At 70.8% G+C, this 16,810-nt stretch carries 11 protein-coding genes and 1 tRNA gene; 7 read left to right on the plus strand and 5 right to left on the minus strand.

The genetic code is table 11. The features are described 5' to 3' along the window. Nucleotides 1-11: 11 nt before the first annotated feature. The 4 genes from NJ376_RS08585 (at nt 12) to NJ376_RS08600 (ending at nt 5,407) form a co-directional block, all read left to right on the plus strand. A tRNA-Leu gene (locus NJ376_RS08585) sits at nt 12-97 on the plus strand. Between the two features lie 227 nt (nt 98-324). Further along, a complete protein-coding gene (locus NJ376_RS08590; protein WP_252952829.1) occupies nt 325-1,902 on the plus strand; it encodes a hypothetical protein in 1,578 nt (525 codons plus the stop codon). A 468-nt stretch (nt 1,903-2,370) separates the two neighbouring features. Then, nucleotides 2,371-4,656: an NADP-dependent malic enzyme gene (locus NJ376_RS08595; RefSeq protein ID WP_252952830.1), complete on the plus strand. Its 2,286-nt coding sequence runs from the start codon at nt 2,371-2,373 to the stop codon at nt 4,654-4,656. Nucleotides 4,657-4,705: 49 nt separating this feature from the next. After that, nucleotides 4,706-5,407 carry a DUF1028 domain-containing protein gene (locus NJ376_RS08600; RefSeq protein WP_252952831.1) on the plus strand — a complete coding sequence of 234 codons (702 nt, stop codon included), beginning with the start codon at nt 4,706-4,708 and terminating at the stop codon, nt 5,405-5,407. Nucleotides 5,408-5,633: 226 nt separating this feature from the next. Here the strand turns inward: NJ376_RS08600 and NJ376_RS08605 are convergent, their stop codons facing one another. Genes NJ376_RS08605 through NJ376_RS08620 form a run of 4 tightly spaced genes read right to left on the minus strand, consistent with a single transcriptional unit; the run spans nt 5,634 to nt 10,966 of the window. Further along, nucleotides 5,634-6,242 carry a LysE family translocator gene (locus NJ376_RS08605; RefSeq protein ID WP_252952832.1) on the minus strand — a complete coding sequence of 203 codons (609 nt, stop codon included), beginning with the start codon at nt 6,240-6,242 and terminating at the stop codon, nt 5,634-5,636. Next, a complete protein-coding gene (locus tag NJ376_RS08610) occupies nt 6,239-7,861 on the minus strand; it encodes a hydantoinase B/oxoprolinase family protein (RefSeq protein ID WP_252952833.1) in 1,623 nt (540 codons plus the stop codon). The genes NJ376_RS08605 and NJ376_RS08610 overlap by 4 nt, the downstream gene beginning before the upstream one ends. After that, nucleotides 7,861-9,999, minus strand: a complete 2,139-nt coding sequence (locus tag NJ376_RS08615; protein WP_252952834.1) for a hydantoinase/oxoprolinase family protein — start codon at nt 9,997-9,999, stop codon at nt 7,861-7,863. Before NJ376_RS08615 ends, NJ376_RS08610 begins: the two co-directional genes overlap by 1 nt. Nucleotides 10,000-10,009: 10 nt before the next feature. Further along, nucleotides 10,010-10,966: a Bug family tripartite tricarboxylate transporter substrate binding protein gene (locus tag NJ376_RS08620; RefSeq protein ID WP_252952835.1), complete on the minus strand. Its 957-nt coding sequence runs from the start codon at nt 10,964-10,966 to the stop codon at nt 10,010-10,012. A gap of 265 nt (nt 10,967-11,231) precedes the next feature. Here NJ376_RS08620 and NJ376_RS08625 point away from each other — a divergent pair, with 265 nt between their 5' ends. Beyond that, nucleotides 11,232-12,185, plus strand: a complete 954-nt coding sequence (locus tag NJ376_RS08625) for a Bug family tripartite tricarboxylate transporter substrate binding protein (protein WP_252952836.1) — start codon at nt 11,232-11,234, stop codon at nt 12,183-12,185. A gap of 580 nt (nt 12,186-12,765) precedes the next feature. After that, nucleotides 12,766-13,722 carry a TIGR03557 family F420-dependent LLM class oxidoreductase gene (locus NJ376_RS08630; protein WP_252952837.1) on the plus strand — a complete coding sequence of 319 codons (957 nt, stop codon included), beginning with the start codon at nt 12,766-12,768 and terminating at the stop codon, nt 13,720-13,722. A gap of 105 nt (nt 13,723-13,827) precedes the next feature. On the opposite strand, the gene NJ376_RS08635 is transcribed toward NJ376_RS08630, so the two are convergent. Then, entirely contained in the window at nt 13,828-15,387 is a 1,560-nt protein-coding gene (locus NJ376_RS08635; protein WP_252952838.1) for an acyl-CoA carboxylase subunit beta, read from the minus strand. Between the two features lie 160 nt (nt 15,388-15,547). Between NJ376_RS08635 and NJ376_RS08640 the strand changes: the two genes are divergently transcribed. Continuing rightward, nucleotides 15,548-16,738, plus strand: a complete 1,191-nt coding sequence (locus tag NJ376_RS08640; protein WP_252952839.1) for an acetyl-CoA acetyltransferase — start codon at nt 15,548-15,550, stop codon at nt 16,736-16,738. Nucleotides 16,739-16,810: the final 72 nt, after the last annotated feature.

Consider the following 16,810-nt stretch of genomic DNA (forward strand, 5'->3'; position numbering starts at 1 on the left):
CTACCCGGTTCGCGGTCGTGGCGGAATGGTAGACGCGCCAGCTTGAGGTGCTGGTGGGGGAAACCCCGTGGAAGTTCGAATCTTCTCGACCGCACCATTTCTCTCCGCATGCCGCCGCCCGCCAGCCCGGCACGCCGGCGCGATGCCCTTCGGCCCAGCCATGTCATTCTCCGGGGCCCTGGCGGCAGGTCAGGCATCAGACATAGGCGGCAGCCCCGCCCGGCACCAGGGCCGGCGCGGCCCGCCATCCCAGCGCCGGATTGGCCGCAAGCCGCGGCCTCTCCCACTCTGTCGCCCCCGATGGCCGCGGTCGAAAGGAACGGGATGAAAGCCCTGATTGCGACCTCAGCCCTCGCGCAGCTCGCCGGCTCGGAACTGGTTGCCCTCGAATTGCTGGAATGCCTGCGGGAGCATGGCGTGGCGTGCGACCTGACGGCGCATGTCCACGGCTCGCCGATGCGGGAGGTGGCGCAGGAAGCCGGCGCGCATATCCTGCCCCATCCTGGCCGGGTCCGCCTGTTCGACTACGACATCGCCTGGCTGCAGACCCAGGTCGCCCCAACCCTGGACCTGACGATCGACGAGCATTCCCGGCCACGGACGCTCTGCCTCTTCGCCCATCTGGACCTGAAATTCGTCCTCGCCGGGCCGGGGATGCTGGAGGACCTGATCGCCGACCACTTCATGTACTGCTCGCCGGAAGCGGCAGCGCATTTCACCGGGCTCGGCCTCGACGCCGAGCGGGCCTGGGTCTTCCACAACGCCGCGCCCTCCCGCTTCGCCGGGGAGGCGAGGGCAGGGGAGGTGCTGCGGCACCTCACCATCATCTCCAACCACGCGCCGCCGGAGCTGCTGGACGCCGCCGGGCTGCTGCGCGAGGCCGGGGTGGAGGTGGTCCATTACGGCGCCGAAGGCGGCATCGAGAACATCCGGATGGCGCCCGAGCACTTCGCCCGGACTGATGCGGTCGTCACCATCGGCAAGAGCGTGCAGTACAGCCTGCTCGCCCGCCGCCCCGTCTATGTCTACGACCATCTGGGCGGCCCGGGATGGCTGCTCGAGGCGAATTTCACCGCCTGCGCCCAGGCCAATTTCTCGGGCCGGTGCTGCGGCCGCAAGCTCGGCGCAGCGGAGATTGCGGCGGAGCTGCTCGGCGGCTTCCGGCCCGCCCGCCGCGCGGCGCAGGCCTGGCCGGAGACGCTGCTGCAGACCTACCGGCTGGAGCCCTATGTGCGGCAGATCCTGGAGCGAAGCGCGAACGCCAAGCCCGCCGCCGCCGTCGCCGCCCTCATGGCGGTCCATCGCCACGCCCTCGAGCGCGAGCGGCAGCTTGCCGTCGCCGCCTATCACTACCTGCAGTCCCGCGAATACCTGCGAGGGGAAAGGCTCAGGCTGATCCGTGAGCTGGAACTGCTCAAGGCGCGGGACGGGACGCTGCCCCTGCCATTCCCATCCAACCGCACGCCGGGCCTCACCACGAGCCGGGAGGAATTCGCCCATGGCGTGGTCCGGCTGGAGAACGGCAATGGCTGGTCGCGGCTGATCGAGGGCGACCGGTACCGGCTGCATGCCGCGCGCCCCGGCGCCCAGCCAGCCGAGCTCCGCTGGGAGCTGCGCGGCGTCAGGCGCAGCCTTGCCGTCGAATGCCTGGCCGGCATCGCGGTCCCCGACTGCGCCCGGCTTTTCCTCGAGCTCCGGGTCCTGCTGGGCGGCGAGGTTTTCAGCGCGGCCGCCACGCAACTCGGGGACGGCATCGGAAGCTCCTTCCTGAAGATCCATATCCCTGAGCCTGGGGAGGCGGAGGTCGCGATCATTCTTCAGGCCGTCGCCGCCCGGCCGCTGACGGGGAAGGAAAGGGCGGTGGTGGATCTGCAGCCGTTACAGGCCGTGCCTCTGTCCTAAAGCCGGTTGGATGGGAGGCGGCGCCGCCCTGGGCTAGGGCCTGTTAGCGAATGGGCCTCGGGTCGGTCTGGCGGGTCTTTTTCGCCTTGGGGGCGTCGGTCGGCTTGCCAAGGCAACCAGCCTTGGCTGCGCCGCCCTCCTGCCCAGCACAAAAATCCCTCGCCTGCCCCCCGCCTCGCCCAGTCCCTAATAGGCCTAAAGCAATATCCGACCAGGGGGAGCCACCTGACTGGATATGCTCCAGAAAATACAATATCCGAAGCGGCTTATCTCCGACCTGATGGCTCACGGCGCGATCCATCAGGTCGGGGGCTGCTCCAGAGCGGGCCTCCGATCAGGCGGAATCGCCTGGCGGGATGCCCCGCTTCAGAAAGTGAAGTATCTGGAGCAGCCTGCCCCTGACCTGGCGGCTCGCGACGTGATCCATGCGATCGGGGCTGCTCCAGTGTCTCCGCCGGAGGTGACTGCATGGACGAGGATTTCCGCCGCGCTGCACTCGACTACCACCGCTTCCCGCGGCCGGGGAAGCTGGCGATCGAGCCGACCAAGCGCATGGCCACCCAGCGCGACTTGGCCCTCGCCTACTCCCCCGGAGTCGCCGCCGCCTGCGAGGAAATCGCCGCCAACCCGGATGCCGCCTGGGACTACACCGCGCGCGGCAATGTCGTCGCCGTCATCTCCAACGGCACCGCCGTGCTCGGCCTCGGCGCCATCGGCGCGCTGGCCGGCAAGCCGGTGATGGAGGGCAAGGCGGTCCTCTTCAAGAAATTCGCTGGCATCGATTCCATCGACATCGAGGTGGAGGAGCGCGACCCGCAGAAGCTCATCGAGGTCATCGCCGCCCTCGAACCCTCCTTCGGCGCCATCAACCTCGAGGACATCAAGGCCCCCGAATGCTTCGAGGTCGAGCGGGTGCTGCGGGAGCGCATGCGGATCCCGGTCTTCCATGACGACCAGCACGGCACCGCCATCATCGTCGCCGCCGCGGTCCGCAACGGCCTCGTCCTCCAGGGCAAGCGGATCGAGGAGGTGAAGCTGGTGAACACCGGCGGCGGCGCCGCGGCGCTCGCCTGCCTCGACCTGCTGGTGGAGATGGGGCTGCGGCGAGAGAACGTCACGGTCTGCGACATCAACGGCGTCGTCCATACCGGGCGCAACGACCTCGATCCCTACAAGGCGAAGTACGCCAGGGAGACGGCGGCACGGACTCTGGAGGAGGTGCTGGAGGGCGCCGATATCTTCCTCGGCCTCTCCGCCCCGCGGGTGCTGAAGCCGGAATGGCTGGGCAAGCTGGCGCCGAAGCCGCTGGTCCTCGCCCTGGCGAATCCGGAACCGGAGATCCTGCCGGAAGCCGTGCGCGCGGCGCGGCCGGATGCGATCGTCGCCACCGGCCGCAGCGACTACCCGAACCAGGTCAACAACGTCCTCTGCTTCCCCTTCATCTTCCGCGGCGCCCTTGATGTCGGCGCGACGGCGATCAACGAGGCGATGAAGGTGGCGGCCGCCGACGCCATCGCGGCGCTCGCCCGCGTCGAGGCGAGCGAGGTGGTGGCGGCGGCCTATGGCGGCCATGCCCCGGTCTTCGGCCCGGACTACATCATCCCCCGCGCCTTCGACCCGCGGCTGATCCTCGAGATCGCGCCGGCCGTGGCGCGCGCCGCCATGGAGACCGGAGTCGCCCGCCGCCCCATCGCCGATTTCGCCGCCTACCGGCGGGAGCTAGAGCGCTTCGTCTTCCGCTCCGGCTACCTGATGCGGCCGATGTTCGAGGCCGGCCGCCAGGCCCCCCGTCGGGTCGCCTATGCCGAAGGCGAGGATGAGCGGACGCTGCGCGCCGTGCAGACCGTGCTCGATGAGGGGATCGCCGAGCCGGTGCTGATCGGGCGGCGGGAGGTGATCGAGGCCCGCGCCCGGGCCATGGGGCTGCGCATGGATTTCTCCCAGTCGGTCGAGATCCTCGACCCCAATCTTGATCGCGCGGTGTTCGAGCCGCTGATCAGCCTCTACCAGAAAAAAGTTGCCCGCCGCGGCGTGCCGCCGGAGGCGGCGGCGCGGCGCGTCGGCACCCGCGCGGCCGTCACCGCCGCCGTCCTGCTGGAGGCCGGGCTGGTCGATGCCGCGCTGGTCGGCGGCAGCGGCAATTGGATGCGGCAATGGCACTACGCCTATGACGTGATCGGCAAGCGGGAGGATGCGGGGCGGGTCTATGCGCTCTCGGCCGTCATCATCCCCACCGGCACGCTGTTCTTCGTGGATACCCATCTGCTGGTGGAGCCCAGCGCGGAGCAGATTGCCGAGATGACGCTGCTGGCGGCCGAGCAGGTGCATGCCTTCGGCATCACGCCCAAGGTCGCCCTGCTCAGCCATTCCTCCTTCGGCGCCTCCCACGCCCCGACGGCGCGCACCATGCGGGCGGCGCTGGGGCTGATCCGCGAACGGGCGCCGGGGCTGGAGGTGGATGGCGAGATGCATGCGGATGCCGCGCTGGTGCCGGCGATCCGCGCCCGGGCGGTGCCGGAGAGCACCCTGAGCGACACCGCCAACCTGCTGGTCTTCCCCAACCTCGACAGCGCCAATATCAGCTTCAACCTGCTGAAGGCGGCGGCAGACGGGCTGCAGGTGGGGCCGATCCTGCTCGGGATGCGCAAGCCGATCCATGTGCTGGTGCCGAGCGTGACGGCGCGCGGCATCGTCAACCTGACGGCGGTGGCGGTGCACCAGGCGAATGCGCTGCGGGAGGAGTGGGCGGGCTGACCGCCCTCGCGGTCCGGGCGATGATGCGGGGACAAGGGGGAACCGTGCCATGACCTTCAGCATCGCCGCGTACTGCCCGGAGACCGGCGCGGTCGGCGTCGCCGTCGCCACCTATTCCCTGGCCTGCGGCGCCCGCGCCCGGGCGGCCACCGGGCGGGGCGCCATCATGAGCCAGGGCTTCGCCAGCCCGCCGCTGAGTCTCCTCGGCATCCGGTTGCTAGAGGAGGGGCTGCCGGCGCCGGAGGTGATGGCGCGCCTCGCTGCCAGCGACCCGGATTTCGCCTGGCGGCAGATCAGCCTGGTGGATGGCGCGGGCCGCGCGGTGGGGCATACCGGCCCGCATTGCCGCGGCTGGGCCGGGCAGGCGGAGGGGCCGGGCTGCGTCGCCTGCGGCAATGTCCTGGCCGGGGAGGGGGTGGTGCAGGCCATGGTGGCCGGCTTCATGGCCGCCGCCGGAGAGCCCCTGGCGGAGCGGCTGCTGCACGCCCTGGAAGGCGCCCGCAAAGCGGGCGGCCAGGTGGGAGCGGAGGGACCGCTGCCAGAGCGCTCCGCTGCGGTGAAGGTCCACCATGTGGAGGCGCATCCGCTGGTCGATCTGCGCGTGGATTTCTCCGCCGATGCCATCACCGATCTCCGCCGCCTCTGGGCGGAATGGCAGCGCATGGCGCCCTATTACGAGCAGCGCTGGCGCAACCCCGTGGCCACGCCAGCGCAGGATGCCTGGATGCGGTCGCAGGGCAGGGGCGGGTAGGGTGGCTTCAGGTCAGGCGGCCTCGCTTGGCGGCCCAGGCAATGCAACGCGATGAAGGGCTAGAGCATTTTCGGTTCACATGCGTTCACCGACAGCGCTCTACGCCTTTGTTTGCAGAGCAGATTCACGCCTTCGGGCGATGCCGTCCTACGGCGATCTGCTCTAAACCGAGTTCACGCAGGCCCTGTCGGCGTGAACTCGCTCCAGCGGCGCCCCGGCCCGATCCTCAGCGCGCGGCGATGGACGTAGCGGCACCGGCCATCGCAACCGCACTGCCGCGCTTCGCCAGCCGCAGGGCGCGGGGCGAGGTGAAGAAGCGCTGCGCGCGCGAGGCGGCCTGGGCATAGCCAGCGAACACCGCCACGACGATGGCGGCGATCACCAGGGCCAGTTCCAGCGCGCCCGTCAGCGTCAGCCCCGCCATGTCCACCACCGAGGGCAGCAGTGCCAGGAAGAACACCACGGCCTTCGGATTGCCGAGATTGATCGACAGCCCCGCCAGGAACAGCCGCCCCGCGCCATCCGGCTGCGGCGCGGCCTTTATCGGCTGGGTGGCGGAGCGCCAGAGCTTCCAGGCGAGGTAGAGCAGATAGGCCGCGCCGGCATAGCGCACCGCCTGGAAGAGTGGCGCGAAGCTGGCGGCCAACGCGGCCAGCCCCGCCGCCGCCACCGCGAACCACAGCAGGGAACCGGCGGCGCAGCCCGCAATGAAGGCGGGCGCTCCGCCCAGGCCGCGGGCCAGCACCCGCGCCACCAGCGCCGTCACCGCCGGCCCGGGCAGGATCACCACCGCCAGATAGGCGGTGGCGAAGAGCAGCAGGCCGGTCGCGCTCATCGCCGGTAGCTTTCTGCCTCCGTCACATAGCCATGCGTCAGATCATGGGCGAGCGCCGCCGGGTCGCGCTCCGACGGTGCGCCATGGCCGCCGCCGCCGGGCGTCCGCAGCGTCACCCGGTCGCCCCGCAGCAGGACGTATTGCCGCTTCGGGTCGGTGCGCTCGCCATTGATGCGCAACTCGCCCGGCGCCCCAGGCTTGCCGCCTTCGATCCCGAAGGCCGGGAAGATGGTGCGCTCGGCGAGAAAGGAGACGGCGATCGGTGTGTCGCTCAGGCTCTCCACCTCGATCTCCTGCCCGAGCCCGCCGCGATGCCGCCCCGGCCCGCCGCTGTCCGGCCGCAGCGTCTTGTGGTGGAAGCGCAAGGGGGCGATGTGCTCGCTGATCTCGATGCTGGTCGAGGAGACGTTGGAGGGCCAGGAAAGCGTGGTGACGCCATCCCCCCGCACATTGCCGCCCATCCCGCCGTTGAAGAAGAACATGTTGGCGAAAGGCTTGCCGTCCCGGACGCCCGACTGGTTCATGCCCCACATGGGGGAGCCGCAGGCGGCCATCACCCGCTCCGGCACCACCTGGCCGAGGCAGCCGAAGACCAGCATCGGCAGGTAATGCCCGATCAGCATGCGGGAGCCGCCGGAGGCCGGGAAGACCGGGTTGACGATGCTGCCCGGCGGCGCCGTGACGCTGATCGGCCGCCAAGCGCCTTCATTGTTCGGCAGGGAGGGGTTGGTGCAGACCTTCACCCCGTACATGCACATGGCATAGGTGTAGCAATAGGCGCAGTTGATGGCCCGATCCACCTGGGCGTCGGTGCCGGCGAAATCCATGCTGATGGCATCGCCGGCGATGGTCAGCGCCATGCGGATGGTCACCGGCTTGTCCAGCAGCCCATCGGTCTGCAGCTCGCTGTGGTAGGTGCCGTCCGGCAGGGCGCGTATCGCCTCGCGCATCGCCGCCTCGCAGCGGCCCTGGATCTCGGCGGCGAGGTCCGTCAGGTCCGGCAGGCCGTATTGCCGCATCAGGCCGAGGAGGCGGTCCTCCATGAGGTCCAGCGCCACCACCTGGGCCCAGAGATCGCCCATGGTCTGGTCCGGGGTGCGGACATTCTTGCGGATCATCGCCACCAGCGTCTCGTCGGTGGCGCCGCCGCGCATGAGCTTGAGGGGCGGGATCTGCAGCCCTTCTTCGAACACCTCGCGCGGCTCCGGGCTGCGGATCTTGCCGCCGATATCCGGCGCATGCGCGGTGGAGGCGCTGAAGGCCACCAGACGGCCATCGAGGAAGATCGGCTTGGCCACGGTGATGTCCGGCAAATGGCCGGTGCCGAGCCAGAGGTCGTTGGTGATGAGCACGTCGCCCGGCGCCAACGTCTCCGGCGGATAGGCCTTCAGGAAATGCTTCACCGTCTCCGGCAGCGTGCCGATGAAGGAAGGGATGCTTTCCGTCGCCTGCACCAGGGATTGCCCGGCGGCATCGGTGACGATGCAGGAGAAATCGTAGCTCTCCCGCACCAGGGTGGAGAAGCTGGTGCGCACCAGCGCCGCCGCCGCCTCGTCCACCAGGGAGATCAGGCGGCGCCAGAGCAGCTCCAGCTCCACGGCATCGAAAGTGCGGGCCATTACCGCTTCTCCTCCTGCGCCGGCCGATTCAGACCTCCGCGCCCTTCGGCGCTGCGGTCATCGGACGGCGCGATCTCCGCCAGGATGGTGCCATCCGCCAGCACGCGGGCGCTGGCACCGGGGCCGATGATGAAGGTGCTCTCGTCTTCCTCGAACACCGCCGGCCCTGCCACCTCGGCGCCGGGGGCCAGGGCGTAGCGGTCATAGACCGCGGTCGGCAGCGTCTTGCCGGCATCGGGGAAGAAGACCGGCCGCTCGCCCTTCCGCGCCGTGCTGCCGGCGTGCTGCGGCAGGCGCAGCGTGCCGCCGGCGCCGGGCATGGGTGCGGTGAGGGAGAGCCGCAAGGCGACGAATTGCGCCGCCGCGCCCGGCGGGGTGCGGGCGAAGAGCCGGCGGTAGGCGGCCTCGAAGGCGGCGCGCACCGGGGCTTCCGTCAACGTCTCCGGCAGCGCCACGGTGATCTCGCTGCCCTGGCCGATATAGCGCATATCCGCCAGCCGCCGCGCCACGCGCCCGTCCTCGGCCGCCCCCGTCTCCCGCAGCACCGCCAGCGCCTCCGCCTCCAGCGCCGCGAAGACGCGCCCGGCCGCGGCGTAGTCGGCGCCTGAGAGCGGCGCGTTGAAGCTGGCGACGCGGTCCACCCGGGCGGGCGCCATCAGCATGCCGATGGTGCTGCCCGCCCCGGCGCCCGGCGGGCAGGCGACGCGCGTCACGCCGAGCTTCCGCGCCACATGCCAGGCATGCACCGGCGCCGCGCCGCCGGTCGCCAGCAGCGCATATTCCGCCGGGATGCGGCCGCGTTCCGCGATGGCGACGCGCGCCGCACCCGCCATGTTCTCGTTCACCACGTCATGCACGCCGAAGGCGGCGCGCTCCCCGGCCACGCCGAGCGCCCCCGCCAGCCGGCCCAGCGAAGCCTCGGAGGCCGCCGCGTCGATCCGCATCGCGCCGCCGAGGAAGAATTCCGCGTTCAGATAGCCGAGCGACAGGTCGGCATCCGTCACTGTCGGCTCCGCCCCGCCGCGGCCATAGCAGGCGGGCCCGGGCTGCGCCCCGCTGCTCTCCGGCCCCACTTGCAGCGTGCCAAGCCCGCTGCGCCTGGCGATGGAGCCGCCGCCGGCGCCGATCTCGATGAGCTCCACCGTGGCGATCTGGATCGGCAGGCCGGAGCCGCGTAGGAAGCGCTTCTCCCGCGCCGCCTCGAAGCCCCAGGCGACCAGCGGCTCGCCATCATCCACCAAAGCGAGCTTCGCCGTGGTGCCGCCCATGTCGAAGGCCAGCACCCGGTCCAGCCCGGCATGGCGGCCGAACCAGGCGCCGGCGAGCGCCCCGGCCGCGGGCCCGCTTTCCAGCAGATGCACCGGGGCGCGCTTCGCCTCCTCCACATGCGTCAGCCCGCCATTGGAGAGCATGAGGAAGAGCCGCCCCGGAATGCCGGCCTCCCGCAGCGCGCCCTCCAGCCGGGCCAGATAGGTCTCTGCCAGCGGCCGCACATAGGCATTGGCGACGGTGGTGCTGGCGCGGGGGTATTCCCGGATCTCGGGCGCGATGTCGGAGGAGAGGGAGAGCGACAGCGCCGGGAAGCGCTTCGCCACCGCCTCCGCCACCGCCCGCTCATGCGCCGGGTTGGCATAGGCGTGCAGGAAGACCACGGCGAGGCTCTCGATGCCCGCCGCCACCAGCGACTCCACCTCCCGCAGCGCGGCGTCGAGGTCGAGCGGCCGCTCCACGCTGCCATCGGGCGCCAGCCGCTCCGCCGCCTCCCGCCGCCAGGGGCGGGGGACGAGCGGCTTCGGCATCTCGATGAACAGGTCGTAGAGCTCGTATTTCCGCTCCCGCCCGATCTCCAGCGTGTCGCGGAAGCCCGCCGTCGTCAGCAGGCCGGTCCGCGCGCCCTTCCGCTCGATCAGCGCATTGGTGAAGAGTGTCGTCGCATGCACCACCCGGCCGATCTCGCCCGGCCCGATGCCGGCCTTCTCCAGCACGGCGCGCGTGCCCGCCATGGTGCCGCGGGCCGGGTCGTCGGGCGTGGTGCTCTCCTTCCAGATCACCGCGCGCCCGTCGCGCGGGTCCAGCACCACCAGGTCGGTGAAGGTGCCCCCGATATCGATGCCGAGGGAATAGGGCGCTGCCATCATGGATCCTTCGTCAATCGGCCCGGATGTTGCCGGCTTTCGCCACCTGCGCCCAGCGCTCCCGGTCGCGGCGGATGCGGGCGGCGAAGGCGGGGCCGGCCTCCCCCAGCGGGAGCAGGCCGCGGGCGGCCAGCACCGGCGTGGTGACAGGATCGGCCAGGGCATCGAGGAACAGCGCCGCCAGCTCCGCCTGCTGCCCTTCCAGCAGGCCCGCCGGCCCGACCAGGCCGAACCAGTTGCCCATGGCGAGGGAAGGGTAGTCCGCGGTCAGCAGCGGCAGGTCGGGGAACAAGGCGAGCGGCGCATCGGCCGCCAGTGCCAGGGCCCGCACCTGGCCGCCGCGCACCATCTCCGCCACCTCCGCGATATTGGCGAAGAACAGGTCGATCCGCCCGGCGGCAAGGTCGAGCAGCGCCGGCGCCCCGCCGCGATAGGCGACATGGGTCAGCTTCAGCCCGGCCGCCACGGCGAAGCCCTCCGCCCCGAGCTGGTTGGTGCTGCCATTGCCGGTGGAGCCATAGGTGAGCGCCCCTGCCGGCCGCGCCCTGGCCTCGGCCACCAGCTCCGCCACCGTCCGGAAGGGCGCGTCCGGCCGCACCACCAGCGCCATGGGCGTGGTGGCCAGCGCGGCGATCGGCGCCAGCTCGCGGTCCAGATCCAGCGGGATCTGGCTGCCCGGCACCACCGGCGCGACGGCAAGCTGGCCCATGATGCCGATGCCGAGGGTGGTGCCATCGGCCGGGCTGCGCGCCACCGCCTGCAAGGCGATGAAGCCGAGGGCGCCGGAGCGGATCTCGACGATGACGGAGGGGCCGCCGCGGCGCTGGATGGCCTCGGCGGCGATGCGCGCCACCTGGTCGGCGGTGCCGCCCGGGGCGAAGCCGACCAGCAGGCGGATGGGGCCCCGCGGCTGGGCGATAGCCGGGGCGGCAAGCAGGGATGGCACGGCAAGCAGAAGGCGACGGCGCATGACGCCTCATCCGGCTGCGGGTGACCCCGTTCCTCGCAGGGCCTGCCCTTTATGGGTCGGTGCTGGCGAGCATATCCTCGGCGAGGTGGCGCGCGGGGTCCATCCCTCGGGAAAAGATCGGGTAGGATGCCTTGGCGGCGACCCTGACCCCTGCGCGCCCCGCCATGTGGGGACCGATTCCCGGATCCCGCTGCGCCCGCCGGGTTGACGCAAGCCGCGCGGTCCCCAAACACTCGCGCCAACCAAGCCAGGGAACGTCTTGCCCATGCCTCGCCTGTTGCGCCTCGCCTTCGCCGCGCTGCTCCTCGCCACACCTGCCGCGGCGCAGGAGCGCACCATCCGCATGGTCAGCGGCTTTGCCGCCGGCGGCTCCTCGGACCTCGTCGCGCGCCTCGCCGCCGATGCCGCCGCGTCTCTGCTGCAGGCGCGAATCGTGGTGGAGAACCGTACCGGCGCGAACGGGGTGATCGGCGCCGCGGAAGTGGCGCGCAGCGCGCCGGACGGCAACACCGTCTTCCAGTGCCCGATGAGCACCCTCGGCATCGTGCCCTTCCTCATCGGCGTCTCCCTGCCGGTCGATCCCGGGGAGGCGCTGATCCCGCTCGGCAACCTCGCCCTTTCCTCCTACGGCTTCGCCGTCGCGGCGAACGGGCCCTATCGCAGCGTGCCGGAGGTGCTGGCGGCGGCGCGGGAGAAGCCGGGGCAGGTGACCTTCGGCAGCGCCGGCGTCGGCAGCGCGCAGCATCTGGCGGGCGAGCTGCTGCAGCAGAAGGCCGGCGTGCAGATGACGCATGTGCCCTATCGCGGGGCGACACCGGCCATCGTCGACATTCTCGCCGGGCGGACGGATTTCATGATCACCAACCTCGCCGACATGGCGCGGCAGGTGCAGGACGGCGCGCTCAAGCTACTCGCCATCGGCGACGATGGCGGCTCGGCGCTGTTTCCCGATGTCCCGCCGCTCTCCCGCTTCGTCCCGGGCTTCGAGGTGGCGGGCTGGTTCGGCATCTGCGGCCCGCGCGGCATGGCGCCGGAGCAGGTGGCGCGCTGGGAGGCGGCGCTGCGCCAGGCGATGCAGGGGGAGGCGCTGCGCCGGCGCCTGGCGGAGAGCGGGCTGACGCCCCGCTTCGAGGATGCGGCGACCCTTGCCCGGCGCATCGCCAATGACCGCAGCACCTGGCGGGGCGTCATCCAGACAGTGGGCGTCCGGGCGGAATAGCATCTCCGCGGCGTCGCTGCGCGACGCCGTGGGGGCAATAGTGGCTCCCGCCATTCGGTGCTGGTCAGGCCGCTCGCATAGCGTAGGCCCGCGCGGCTATGCTGCTTTCGGTCGGACGCCGCCCACGTGCTTCCCCGGGGAGATGGCCCGGACGCCAGTCTTCCAACCAGCCATGCCGAGAGCGATGAGTGATCTCCTGACCGAGGAAGAGGCGTACAGGGCGATGTACTTCTTCCTCCGCGCGTATTGGATGAGGACCGCATCATCGGACATCGCTGCCCTGCTCGGTGAGCTGAGTCTTCTGGAGGACGGCAGCCCGACCGACCCTGCTGCCGCGGGTGATTTCCGCCTCGCGATTGCCGAGGCGAGGAACTCCGCCTCCACTCGCCCACCTCTGCGTCGGCCGTCATAGAGCGCCAACCGTCCATTCAGAGAGTGTTTCGAAACGGGTTCTAGGGGCCTCGCACAGCCTGCCAAGGCAAGCCGCGCCGGGGCAGCGGGCAGCACCCGTCCGGCGGGTGGAACAAACACCGGGCCGTGCGCCGCGTTAGCCGGGTTCTGGCAACACGGCGAGGGCGCGATGGTGAAGCTCGGCTACAAGCTGATGGCGGAGGAGCACGGCCCCGCCGATCTGGTCCGCAACCTGCAACGGGCGGAGGCGGCGGGCTTCGACCTTGCGGCGATCTCCGACCATATTTCCCCCTGGGTCGAGGAACAGGGGCATTCCTCCTTCGCCTGGACCGTGCTGGGGGCCATGGCCCAGGCGACGCAGCGCATCGGGCTGATGACCGCCGTCACCTGTCCGCTCTTCCGCTATCACCCGGCGATCATCGCCCAGGCCGCCGCCACCGTGGCGCTGCTGAGCGGCGACCGCTTCACCCTCGGCCTCGGCGCCGGGGAGCGGCTGAACGAGCATGTCATCGGCACCGGCTGGCCCGGGGTGCTGGAGCGGCATGCGCGGCTCTCCGAGGCGCTCGACATTCTCGGCGGGCTGCTCGGCGGCGAGATGACGCATTACGAGGGCAAGTATTACCGCCTGGACCATGCGAAGCTCTATGACCGCCCGGCGCATCCGGTGCCGCTGGTGCTGGCCGCGGGCGGGCCGGATGCGGCGCGGCTGGCGGCGAAAAAGAGCCACGGCCTGATCGCGACCGAGCCGCGGAAGGAGCTGGTGGAGGCCTATCGCCAGGCCGGCGGAAGCGGCCCCTGCTATGCGGAGGTCTCGCTCTGCGTCGCGGAGAGCGAGGCGGCGGGGCAGGAGGTGGCGCATCGCTACGCCCGCTGGTCGCTGACCGGCTGGCCGGTGATGGCGGAGCTGCCGCATACCGAGAGCTTCGCCGCCGCCACCGAGCATGTGACGCCGGAGATGGTCGGCCAGCAGGCGAGTTGCGGTCCGAAGGCCGAGGCCCATCTCAAATCGATCAACCGCTTCATCGAGGCGGGCTTTGACCACATCATCCTGAGCCAGATCGGCCCGGATCAGGAGCGTTTCATCGCACTCTTCGAGCGCGAGCTCGCCCCCGCCCTGCGCCGATGAGGAAGGGCGCCGCCTCCCTCCGCCCGCGACGCCCAGACTCCCGGTTTCCAAAGGCCCTTCGGCCTTTGGCGGGGTGGGTTCGGGAGGGGCAAAGCCCCTCCCGACCTAAGGCCGCAGCCCCCTTGCTCTCTGCCCCGGCTCCAGCGTCCGCTCCGCCAGCGTGGCGAATTCGCAGAGCAGCCGGCGTGTCTCCCGCGGGTCGATGATCTCCTCCGCCCAGAAGGCCTCCGCCGTCCGCAGCGGGGAGCGCAGCTTCTGCAGCCGTGCCTCGATCTCCACCAGCTTCGCCGCCGGATCTTCCGCCGCGTCGATGTCGGCCCGGTAGGCCGCCTCGATCCCGCCTTCCAGCGGCAGGCTGCCCCAGCGGGCGGAGGGCCAGGCGTAGCGGATGGTGTAGCGGTTGGCCGGCTGGTGGATCGCCCCCGCCACGCCGAAGGCGTTGCGCAGCACCACCGTGCACCAGGGCACGCTGCACTGGTTGATCGCCGCCATGGCGCGCACGCCCCAGCGAATGGTGGCCGCCTTCTCCGCCTCCAGCCCGATCATGAAGCCCGGGCAGTCCATCAGGTGCACCACCGGCAGGTGGAAGGTATCCGCCAGGTCGACGAAGCGGATCACCTTGGCGCAGGCATCCGCGGTCCAGGAGCCGGCATAGAACATCGGGTCGCCCATGATGACCGCGACCGGCAGCCCGTTCAGCCGGGCGAGGGCGGTGATGATGGAGCGGCCGAAATACCGCCCCATCTCGAAGACCGAGCCGCGGTCCATCAGCCCTTCCAGCAGCGCCCGCGCCCGGTAGGGCTTGCGGATGTCGCGCGGGATGACGGAGAGCCAGCCCTCCTCCCGCCGCGTCGCCTCGTCCTCGCTCGGCAGCCGCTTCGGCAGCTCGAAGACCGAGGAGGGCAGGTAGGACAGGAAGCGCCGCGCCGCCGCGAAGGCCTCCTCCTCGCTGTCCACGGCATGGTCCACCGCGCCCGCCTTGCACTGGATCTCCCACCCCCCGAGCTCGCTTTTCGAGAGGTTGTTGCCCATCGCGTTCACCACCGGTGGGCCGGCGACGAACATGGCGCTGGTCTCCCTCGTCATGACCGAGAAATGGGAGGCGGCGAGCCGCGCGGCGCCGAGCCCGGCAACCGAGCCGAGGCCAAGCGCCACGACCGGCACGCGGGAGAGGTTGTCCCCGGTATGGTGGTACAGCCAGGTGCCGCCGACGCCGCCCGGCAGATTGGCCCGGCCTGTCGTCTCGATGGTCTTCACCGAGCCGCCGCCGCCCGATCCCTCGATGATCCGGATGATCGGCAGGCGCAGCTCGGCCGCCATCCGCTCCGCCATGATCGGCTTGTCCCGGATGGTGGCGTCGGCGCTGCCGCCACGCACGGTGAAATCGTCGCCGACGATCACCACCGGCCGCCCCTCCACCGAGCCACGGCCCATGACGCAATTGGAGGGGGTGAACTCCTTCAGTTCACCATCCGGCCCGTAGCTGGCGCGGCCGGCGATGGCGCCGACCTCATGGAAGGAGTGCGGGTCGAGCATGGCGTCGATCCGCTCCCGCACCGTCAGCCTTCCACCCTGGTGCTGGCGGGCGACCTTGTCCGGGCCACCCATGGCCTTCGCCATGGCTTCGCGAGCGCGCAATTCGTCGAGTTCGGGTTGCCAGCTCATCTCCTGCCTTTCCTGGACGGTCCCGGCGCCGGCCTGGGCCGCCGCCTGTCCGGCCCACTGTCCCGTGTCGTGCCGCCGGGCTCAAGCCCCGGCCCGGCCGAGGCGGTAGCCCGCGCCTGAGCTTCGGCCTATCCTGCCATCCGAAAACGGAGGATCGACCATGGCCGTCCCGACGCCGAACGCCCCCGAAGCCTGCATCATCGGCTGGGCCCATACCCCCTTCGGCAAGCTGGAGGAGCCGGACCTCGAATCCCTCCTCGCCCGGGTCGGCCGCGCCGCCATCGAGGATGCGGGTATCTCCCCGGCCGAGATCGATGCCGGCTTCATGGGCGTCTTCGGGGAGGGATTCACCAACCAGGGCTTCCCCAGCTCCCTGATCCTGCAGAGCGTGCCGGAGCTGCGCTTTAAGCCCATCACCCGCTACGAGAATGCCTGCGCCACCGGCAGCGCCGCCATCCATGGCGCGCTGGACTTCCTGGCGGCGAAGCGCGGCCGCTTCGCCCTGGTGTTGGGCGCGGAGAAGATGACGGCAACGCCCGGCGCCCAGGTCGGCGAGATCCTGCTGAACGCCAGCTACCGGAAGACGGAGCAGGACATCAAGGGCGGCTTCGCCGGCGTCTTCGCCCGCATCGCGGAAGCCTATTTCCAGCGCCATGGCGACCAGTCCGACGCGCTGGCGGCGATCGCCGCGAAGAATCACAAGAACGGCGTGGACAATCCCTGGGCGCAGATGCGGAAGGACCTCGGCTACGCCTTCTGCCGTGCCGAGAGCGAGAAGAACCCCTTCGTCGCCCCGCCGCTGAAGCGCACGGATTGCTCCCTGGTCTCGGATGGCGCTGCGGCGCTGGTCATCACCGATGCCGAGACGGCCAAGAGCATGCAGAAGGCGGTGCGCTTCCGCGCCGCGGTGCAAGTGAACGACATGCTGCCCATCGCGGCGCGTGACGTCATCCGCTTCGAAGGCCCGCGCGAGGCCTGGTCCCGCGCGCTGGACCAGGCCGGGCTGAAAGGCATCACCGACCTTTCCTTCGTCGAGACGCATGACTGCTTCACCATTGCCGAGCTCATCGAATACGAGGCGATGGGGCTGGTGCCGGAAGGGCAGGGGGCCCGGGCGGTGCTGGAAGGCTGGACGGCGGCGGATGGCAAGCTGCCGGTGAACCGCTCCGGCGGGCTGAAGGCGAAAGGCCACCCGATCGGCGCCACCGGCGTCTCCATGCATGTGCTGACGGCCATGCAACTCACCGGCACGGCGGGGGCGATGCAGCTTCCGAAGGTGGAGATCGGGGGCATCTTCAACATGGGCGGGGCGGCGGTGGCCAATTACGTCTCTATCCTGGAACGCGTCTGAAGACAGGGAGGGCTCTGCCCTCCCTGACCCACCCGCCAAGGGCCGAAAGGCCGTTGGAACCCGGGAGTTTGC

It is taken from the genome of Siccirubricoccus soli, from assembly GCF_024178315.1.
Classification (GTDB): Bacteria; Pseudomonadota; Alphaproteobacteria; order Acetobacterales; family Acetobacteraceae; genus Siccirubricoccus; species Siccirubricoccus soli.